A 6270-nucleotide genomic window follows, 5' to 3' on the forward strand; every position below is an offset into this window, starting at 1 on the left:
GCGCCTCCACGGCGTCCCGCCCCGGGTTGTCACCTCGGTGTCCCCGCGCCCCGGTGATTCCACCGCTGAAGCGGAGCCGACCGGCGGCATCATAGAGCAAGGAATGTCCGGAAGTGACTGCTCCAAACCGGCGAGCTTGCTCGCCTCCCGCGTCCTTGAGCACCGTGACGCCCGGAATCGCGGCGGCGGCGCGCCACAGGGGGCCTTGTGTCCAGTCGCCGGAAGTGCCCTCGGGCTGGAGGAACAGGACGCGCGCGTCGAGCTGGCCCCGGGCGTGCTCCATCAGGACGGACAGCTCGCCCAGGCTGGCGCGCGTGCAGGGGCAGCGCGGGTGGGCGAGCATCACCAGGGTGGGCCGGCCCTCCGCGCGGGGAGGACTCACGGACGAAGGCCAGCGGGCTGGAGACTCGTGGGCGGTGCCCGGGGTGAGGGCATGTCGGGCGAGCAGCGCGAAGCCCACCACCATGGCGACCAGCCACAGCAGTCCCATCAACAGCCACCCTCCCCGCGACAGGGGGGGAACCTTCATCGGGGCCCCCACTTGTGCTCGGCCAGGCCGGAGGACAGTCGGCTCATGTCGCGCTTGAGGCGCGCGGACTCGGCGGCGCGGCGGATCATCGCGATGAGGTCCGGAGGCTGGTAGGGCTTGAGCACCAGGTAGAAGAGGCCCTGCGCGTCCAGGCGGTCTCTCCAGTCGAGGTACTCGCGAAAGCCCGTCACCAGCACGCCCGCGAGGTGGGGATATTGGATGACGGCCTCGCGCAGCAGCTGGATGCCGCTGGGGCCGGGCATGTGGAGGTCGGTGCACAGGACGTCGAACGGACGCAGCCCGAGCATCCGGCGCGCGGTGTGCGCGTCATGCGCGGTCTGGACCTCGAAGTCCTCGGAGAGCACGGCCGCGGTGGTGGCGAGGACAGCTGCCTCGTCATCCACCAGCAGCACTTGGAGCCGCGGGGCATTCATGGCGGGGACCGCGCGAGGATAGCGCCATCCCCGCCAGAGCGTGAGGGGATGCGGTGGACTGTTCGCCAATGGCGGGCAGCCGGTACGCCAGCGCTAGAGGGCGGGCACCTACACGTATGTGCGGGCGGGCCTCGCGTGGATCCACACGGGCAGGTGCCCCGGCGCTCGTCCCTTCGCCTGCTCCATCGTGAGCCGGGCACGGCGGACGCGGGGGCTCGGCCGGAGCGCGGCGTCATCCTCGCCGCTCACTCCCGGAGCTCTGGGGCCGCGCGGCGCGGGGTGCCTCGGAACGCGAGCAGCGCGGAGGCACGCCCTTGCGAGCACTCAACGGTGAGTGGTGAAGCGACCTCGCGCCAGGAAGATGTTCGCGTCGTCGATGACGATTTGCGTGCCCGCATCCGCGCGCCAGACGTCGATGAGCTCCTGGATACGCTCGGAGGAGAGGGGGAAGACATCGCCATGAGGCGGCTTCTCCACCAGCACCCACTCGTAGACGCGGCCGTCGGCGGGCTGTGGGCCGCCCACGGCGTAGATGTCATCCCGGTCCGCCAGCAGGGCGACGAAGTTGCTGCCCAGCAGCGCGAGCCCCGCTCGATTCTGGGTGAGCACGTCCACTCCTCGCGAGATGCTGGCCAGTCGCTCCGGGTCCCCCGGGCACTGGCGCGGATATGTGCGCGAGGACACCAACGTGCGAGTGAACTGGCGAAGATTGACTTCGTTGCTGAAGAGGAGGACCAGCCCCGTGGACACCAGGACCCACGCGGGCGGCTTCCGGGCGCGCAGGACGGGAAGGAAGCCCATCAGCGCCGCAGCCATCAGCGGCACGCCGTAGTGGAAGCGCCAGGCCATGCCGAGGAAACGGATGCCGAGCATCGGCAACAACACCAGCAGCCACGCCCAGTCCGGCTTCAAGCGCTCGCGCCACGCCCAGACCCCCAGCGGCAGCAGCAGCAACACCAGCGTGCCCATGCGCGACAGGTGGACCGGCGCCAGACGAAGCGTGAGGTAGTGAAGGAATCCACCCTCCATGCCCTGCCTGAGCCGGACGCCGTAGTCCTCCGAGGGCCCCAACAGCCACGGCCGCAGCCCGTAGACACCCGCGAGCCAGAGCAGCGACAGCACCCCCACGCCCACCGCGAAGCGCCGCTCGCCGCGCAGCCACAGCGCCACGGTGAGCATGATGCCCACGAAGGCGAACTCCTCCTTGCACATGAACAGCAACACCAGCGACACCAGCAGCCAGCCGTTGCGGCGCAGATGGAACGCCACGCCGGTCATCACCCACGGCAGCGCGGACCACGTCGTCGGATGGATGGGGAACTTCAGCGCCTCCACCGCGCTGGGGGTGAGCAGCAGGAACGCCGCCAGCAGCCCCGTGGCGGCGCGGCTCAGCAGCCCCCGTGCCTGGAGCCAGAGCAGCGGCGCCAGCGCGAGCAGCACGAAGAGCGCTTCACCCACCAACGAGGCCCACATCGGTGGCAGCACCTCCACCAGCGGGCGAACCACCCACAGGATGGGGTCGAAGTGGTCGTTGAAGATGTAGACCTGTCGCCCGGTGAGCCAGGGGTTTGGCTCCGCCAGCGACATGCGCGCCAGGGCCTGGGTGTAGATGCCCAGGTCGAAGTGCGAGAAGCAGGCGTGCGCGGCCTGAATCCAGACGGGCGCCACGACGAACACGAGCCAGACGAGGACCACGAACGGCAGGGCCAGCATGCCTGGCCATCGCCGTGCGCGTCCTGGGCTCGAGTCATCGGCGGAAGGAGTCATGAAGTCGTGAATCGAGGAGGCGCCGGCCACGGACCGGAGGGCGCGTCGTCTATCGCACTCCCACGACTCATGTCACCCGGCACGACACCTCGAGCCCACCACGGCCGAGCCCCATGCCCACGCTCGGCCCCTGGCTCCACCCCGGGGACCCGCGCACCCGAGGCTACGGCGCGCGACCCCAGGGACTTCCGCGCGCGTCAGTGTCGATGATGCGCGTGCAGCCCTTCTGCGTAGTGCTGGAGCTGCCGGCGCGCGGCCTCGAAGGCGTCCGACACGGCCTGGTAGGGGTCCTCGTGCGCGGCGTCGTGCTCCGGCTCCCTGCCCGCGATGATGTCTCTTCCAGGCACGTGCAGGTCCACGCGCACGCGGAAGTGATGGCTGTGCTGCTTGTGCCGGTGGGGCTCGTCCACCACCACGTGGCATCCGACGATGCCATCGAAGAACTGCTCCAGCTTCGCTGCGTGGTCGCGGATGTGCTCGTTCAGGGCCTCGCTCGTCGCCATGCCCCGGTAGGTAATCTGCAACGCTCGCTTCATCGTCGGCCTCGGGTCAGGCCCCGCTGTGTGCGCGGGGCTTCGGGTTGCACCCCTCCCCATTGCATCACCCTGGCCAACGCCAACCCCTTGGAATGCCGGGGCACCGTGCGCGCCCCTTGCGCGGGATTTGCGGCGGAATGGGGCCGCACGCAGTCCCTGCGGGGCGCAATGCCCCACGCCTACCTGCTCGTGTCGAGCACGGCCGCGCCGCGCACGTGGCCTTCACGCAGCGCGGTGAGCGCCTCGTTCGCCGAGGACAGGGGGAACACCCGCACCTCGGTGCGCACCGGCACGCTGGGCGCGAGCACCAGGAAGTCCATCGCATCCGCGCGCGTCAGGTTCGCCACCGAGCGCACCACCCGCTCCTCCCAGAGCAACGAATAGGGGAACGACGGGATATCGCTCATGTGGATGCCGCCGCACACCACCACCCCGCCCTTGTCCACGGCGCGCAACGCGGCGGGCACCAGAGCACCCACGGGCGCGAACAGGATGGCCGCGTCCAGCGGCTCCGGCGGCAGCACGTCCGAGCCTCCCGCCCAGACCGCGCCCAGTTCGCGCGCGAAGCGTTGCCCTTCCTCGTCCCCGGGCCGCGTGAAGGCGAACACGCGCCGCTTGCGATGACGCGCCACCTGGATGAGCACGTGCGCGGCGGCGCCAAAGCCATACAACCCCAGCCGCTCACCTTCTCCCGACAGGCGCAGGCTGCGAAAGCCGATGAGCCCCGCGCACATCAGCGGCGCGGCATGCACGTCCGGGTAGTTCGCGGGCAGCGGGAAGCAGAAGCGGTGATGCGCCAGGGTGTACTCCGCGTAGCCGCCATCCAACTGGTAGCCGGTGAAGCGCGCGAAGTCGCAGAGGTTCTCCCGACCGGAGACACAGAAGCGACACTGGCCACACGTCCAGCCGAGCCAGGGCACCCCGACGCGCGTGCCCGGCTCCAGCCCCATCACCTCCGCGCCCGCCTCCACGACGGTGGCCACGATTTCGTGGCCCGGCACCAGCGGCAGCTTCGGCCTGGGCAGCTCACCGTCCACCACGTGCAGGTCCGTGCGGCACACCGCGCAGGCGTGGACTCGCAACAACACCTCCTGCGGGGCCGGGCGCGGAATGGGCCACGTCTCCGCTCGCAGTGGCTGCCCCGGCGCGTGGAGAACCATCACACGCATGGTGCCTTCCATGGGGTCGCTCCCTCCGTCGCCCACCGACTGACGGGCGCATCCGTCCGAGGGAAACATGGGGGGCGGAGGGCCCCCCGGGAAGCACCCACGCTCACGTCAAATCTGCACGCCCGCGAGCAGGCCCGGCCAGGTGCGCACGGTGGTGCGTCCGCTGTCGGAGACCTCCTTCCACTCCGGGCCGATGCCCAGCTCCTTCCACGTGTCACTCCCGTTCCAGGTGACGAGCGTGTTGGCGCTGACTCCGCCGAACACGGCGAAGCGGCGCGACAGCTGCCAGCCGGCCATCACCCGGAACTGCCCGAGTACATGGTTCGTGTCTTCGTCGAAGTCGAAGAGGCGGTTGGCATGCAGGCTGGAGCCCATCACGTCCACGTCGACGTAGAAGCGGCCCACGGGGATGTGGCCACCCAGGCCCGCGCCCACCGTGTAGCGACGTCGGTCTCCATCCATCGGCGGCGTGAGGCCCACGGTGAGCAGCGTGTAGAGGTGCCGCCCGCCCAGCTTCAGGCCGATGTTCGTCAGCGACACGTCACTGGCCCACACCTGCACGTGGGCCTGACCGTTGCCAACGAAGCTCAAGAGGCCCACCGACTCGCCCTCCGTCTGGCCCGCCACGTTCAGCAGGCCCACCTGCGCGCCGTCCACGCGGCCGGCCACGTTCACCAGACCCACCTGCGCGCCGTCGACGTCGCCGCCCACGTTGATGAGGGAGAGCTGCGCACCGGACAGCTTGCTCGCGTAGCTGACGCCCGAGGACACCTGCATGCCCGTCAGCTCCGAGGCGACGTTGACGCCCGCCGCCATCTGGAGCCCTCGCGCGGTGCCTCGCGCCACGTTGGCGCCCACCGCCATCTGGACTCCATTCAGCGTCCCCGCCGCCAGATTGCCACCCACCGACATCTGGAGTCCCCGCAGCGCGCCCGACGCCAGGTTGCCGCCCACCGTGAGCTGCCCACCGTTCACGTCGCCGCCCGCGATGTTCGCTCCCACGCTGAGCTGCGTACCTTCCACCGCGCCCGTCGCCACGTTGGCGCCCACCGTGAGCTGCCCACCGCCCATGGAGCCGCGCACGATGTTGGCTCCCACCGACGCCTGCACGCCCTCCGCGTCCGCCGTCACCACGTTGCCGCCCACCGAGAGCAGCACCCCATCCACGGGGCCCCTCGACACGTTGGCGCCCACCGTGGCGAGCACGCCGCTCGCGCCATGCGTCACCCAGTTGCCACCCAGCGACAACCCCAGCGCCGTCACCCGCTTCGCATGCGTGGCAATCAACCCGATGGACACGTCATGCACGAGGTTCTGCCGAGCGAACCCCGAGGTGCTCAGCCCCGGCAGAATCGACAGGTTGAAGGGCACGTGGACGTCCTGCTCCGCGGCCTCCGTCTTCGCCACCGCCACGGGCGCGTCTCCGGCCGTCCCCGCGCTCACCACCCCCGCCGTCGTCGCCTCCACCAGGGGAGGCGCCACCATCGCCCGCTCCACGCCCGGCCCTTCCACCACTGGCGCGACCTCGGTTCCCACCGCCGGGCCACCGTCACCGCCCGCCGAGACCACGGGGGCCGAGTCGCCCCCCTTCGCCTCCTCGGCGCCAGCGGACATCGCCACCATCGCCGCCATGACGCCCGCACACACCGAGACCTTGCGCTTCATCGCTGGACCTTCCTGAGCTGATTTCCGAGAGGGCTCCTCCCACGCGCGGCGCGGGTACCAGAGCCAGGGTTGTTTCGCGGGAGACGTCACCGTCCCCCTTCGCGCAACAGAACACCGGGCCCACGAAATACTGTCACCACCATGTCCCAGACACCCCGACGCCCCAGGCC

General features: G+C 70.4%; 6 protein-coding genes. All 6 read right to left on the bottom strand.

What is annotated here, in order from left to right; all coding sequences use genetic code 11:
- Positions 1–529: RedB protein (locus HR086_RS43660; protein WP_174468598.1), on the bottom strand; the 529-nt coding region annotated here is incomplete at its 3' end.
- Positions 526–963: a response regulator gene (locus HR086_RS43665; protein WP_141644997.1), complete on the bottom strand. Its 438-nt coding sequence runs from the start codon at positions 961–963 to the stop codon at positions 526–528. The genes HR086_RS43665 and HR086_RS43660, both read right to left, overlap by 4 nt.
- Before the next feature lie 324 nt (positions 964–1287).
- Positions 1288–2676, bottom strand: coding sequence for a DUF2079 domain-containing protein (locus tag HR086_RS43670; RefSeq protein WP_254625281.1), 1389 nt, complete (start codon positions 2674–2676; stop codon positions 1288–1290).
- Positions 2677–2927: 251 nt separating this feature from the next.
- Positions 2928–3266, bottom strand: coding sequence for an HPF/RaiA family ribosome-associated protein (locus tag HR086_RS43675; protein ID WP_174456964.1), 339 nt, complete (start codon positions 3264–3266; stop codon positions 2928–2930).
- A gap of 179 nt (positions 3267–3445) precedes the next feature.
- Positions 3446–4447: a zinc-dependent alcohol dehydrogenase family protein gene (locus HR086_RS43680; RefSeq protein WP_174456965.1), complete on the bottom strand. Its 1002-nt coding sequence runs from the start codon at positions 4445–4447 to the stop codon at positions 3446–3448.
- 96 nt (positions 4448–4543) lie between these two features.
- Positions 4544–6100 (bottom strand): hypothetical protein, encoded by a 1557-nt coding sequence (locus HR086_RS43685; RefSeq protein ID WP_174468599.1) that lies wholly within the window; start codon positions 6098–6100, stop codon positions 4544–4546.
- Between the last annotated feature and the right edge of the window lie 170 nt (positions 6101–6270).

The sequence above is a fragment of the Myxococcus sp. CA039A genome, assembly GCF_013336645.1.
Taxonomy (GTDB): Bacteria; Myxococcota; Myxococcia; order Myxococcales; family Myxococcaceae; genus Myxococcus; species Myxococcus llanfairpwllgwyngyllgogerychwyrndrobwllllantysiliogogogochensis.